We start from the raw sequence: 2454 nt of genomic DNA on the forward strand, positions 1-2454 counted from the left end.
GAGTTCGAGGGCAATGTCTTCAACATCTTCATGGAAGGCGAGGGCGGCAAGGAGCTGAAGGTCTCGATCCCCAACCTGGGCCAGTCGTTCGAGGACCACACCGGCCAGAACATCACCCTGGAATACGAGACGAACAATGCCGTCTGTGTTCCGGCCGGTGAGCTGGCCGCGGAATAAGGAGGCCACGCCATGCCAAGCTTCCTGAGGGAGTTTTTCAAACGCAACGGCACCGGCATGGGCAGCCTGATGCTGGGGCTGGTCCTGTTCTGGACCATCGGCCTCATCATCCTGCCGCAGCTGTCGATGCTCGACTTCTCGTTCCGTCCCAACCTGCCGCCGCCGGAGATCGGCGGGCCCAAGGACGTCTACACGCTGGAGAATTACAAATACCTGATCTACGGCCCCGAGGGCGGCAGCCAGGATTACAACGCGGTCGATCTCAAGGTGTTCTTCCGCACCCTGGTGGCGGCGGTCTGCGTCACCGTCTTCAACCTGATCCTGTGCTATCCGATCGCCTATTACCTGGCCCAGACCAAGGGCAACCACATCCGCATCTTCGCGCTGATGCTGATCATCCCCTACTGGATCAACGAGATCCTGCGGGCCTTTGCGCTGCGGATCATCTTCGGCGAGACCGGGGTGCTGAACAACATGTTTGTCGGCCTTGGCATCTTTGACACGCCGTTTGACTTCATCCGCAATGATATCGCGCTCTATGCGGGCCTGGGCTATGCCTACATCCTGTTGATGATCTTCCCGATCTACAACGTGATCGAGAGCCTCGACCGCAACCAGATCGAGGCGGCGCGCGACATGGGGGCGAGCTGGGCCAAGATCCATCAGCGGGTGGTCATACCCTATGCCAAGCCCGGCATCTCCTCGGGCTGCACCATGGTGTTCATGCTGTCGGCGGGTGCGCTGGCGGCGCCGCAGATCCTCGGCGGTCCGTCCTCCCTGTGGTTCACCCAGCTGATCTATCAGCAGTTCAATGACAACTCCGACTGGCCGCAGGGCGCGGCTTACGCGGTGGTTCTGCTGGTCACCTGTATCCTGCTGGTGCTGGCCGTGATGCGCCTGTTCAAGGTCAACATGGGGGATATCGGCAAATGAAGAACTTCACTTTCATGCGCCTGAGCCTCTGGGTCTATCTGGGCGTGTTCTTTGCCTATCTGCTGGGCCCGCTGGTGATCATGTCGGCAACCGCCTTCAACTCGCCGTCGTTCCCGCGGATGACCCCCTGGGAGTGCCTGACGTTCGAGTGGTTCTCGGCCCTGTTCCGGGACGAGCGGATCCTCAACGGCATCTGGAACTCGATCCTGGTCGGCGCGGGCACGGTGGTCTTGTCGGTGGCGATGGGCCTTGCGGGCGCGCTGATGCTGACCCAGATCTGGCCCAAGCTGCGCGCCACTTATTACACCATCATCATCGCGCCGATCCTCATTCCCGGCGTGGTGCTGGGGATCTCGACCCTGGTGTTCTGGGACCGGATCAACCGGATGCTGGGCCTGGGGGCGGACAGCTGGCTGTCGAACGGTCTGTTCCTGACCATCATCGGCCAGTCGACCTTCATCGCCAGCTACTGCATGCTGGTGCTGGTGGCGCGGCTGCAGCGCTATGACATCGCGCTGACGGAAGCGGCGCTGGACCTGGGCGCCACCCATGCCCAGGCCTTCCGCAAGGTGCTCTTGCCCTTCATGCGGCCTGCGATTGCCTCCGCCGCGGTGCTGGCGTTTCTCGCAAGCTTTGAGAACTACAACACCACCACCTTCACCTTCGGCGAATACCCGACGCTGACCATCGAGCTGGCGCAGAAGGTGCGCTACGGCATCACGCCCGCGATCTCGGCCCTGGCCTTTATCATCGTGGTGCTGACGGTGTTTGCCGCCCTTGCCAACGAGGCCTCGATCCGCCGCAAGGAGCTGGTCGCCGCTGCGCGCAAGAAGGCGACGGTGGAGGAGCTGGAAAGCGGCAAGCTGCGGCTGCCCGGTTTCCTCAGCTCCAACGCCGCGGCGGTGGCGCTGGTGGTTGTTGCCTGCGCCACGGTTGCAGTGGTGGGCACGGCGTCGGTCTACAGCCCGCAGCAGTGCATCGCGGATGTCCAGGAGCAGAAGCGCCTGGAGACCGAGGAGCGCATCCAGGAGCTCCGCCGCCAGCGCGAGCTGCGCCGCCAGCAGCAGCAGGAGCAGGGCGGAACCGCCCCGCAAACCGCGCCCTCCACAGGCTCCGGCAGCAGCTCCGGATTCGGCGGCGTCTTCAACCCAGGAAACCTGTCGGGGGAAGAGGATGCCGGAGCGGAGGCTGAGCAGGAGCCCCAGGGCAATAACTCGGGCTTCGGAAATGTCTTCGATCCTGGGGCCCTCTCAGGTGACGGCGAGGATAGCTCAGGAAACTGATGGTAAAGCAGAAAACAGAAAAGGCGGCCTCAGGGCCGCCTTTTTCATTTGGTGAAGCAGC

The 2454-nt window shown here is 62.8% G+C and carries 2 protein-coding genes; both read left to right on the top strand.

Annotated features, from left to right (window positions below; translation table 11 throughout):
* Positions 1-189: 189 nt before the first annotated feature.
* A complete protein-coding gene (locus RA19_RS25110; RefSeq protein WP_039168539.1) occupies positions 190-1110 on the top strand; it encodes an ABC transporter permease in 921 nt (306 codons plus the stop codon).
* Positions 1107-2393, top strand: a complete 1287-nt coding sequence (locus RA19_RS25115; RefSeq protein ID WP_039168542.1) for an ABC transporter permease — start codon at positions 1107-1109, stop codon at positions 2391-2393. The genes RA19_RS25110 and RA19_RS25115 overlap by 4 nt, the downstream gene beginning before the upstream one ends.
* Positions 2394-2454 lie beyond the last annotated feature (61 nt).

This window comes from Leisingera sp. ANG-M1, from assembly GCF_000813745.1.
GTDB lineage: Bacteria > Pseudomonadota > Alphaproteobacteria > Rhodobacterales > Rhodobacteraceae > Leisingera.

Coding starts and splice junctions, on each gene's coding strand:
- RA19_RS25110 (WP_039168539.1), top strand. CDS start 190: ATGCCAAGCTTCCTGAGGGAGTTTTTCAAACGCAACGGCACCGGCATG.
- RA19_RS25115 (WP_039168542.1), top strand. CDS start 1,107: ATGAAGAACTTCACTTTCATGCGCCTGAGCCTCTGGGTCTATCTGGGC.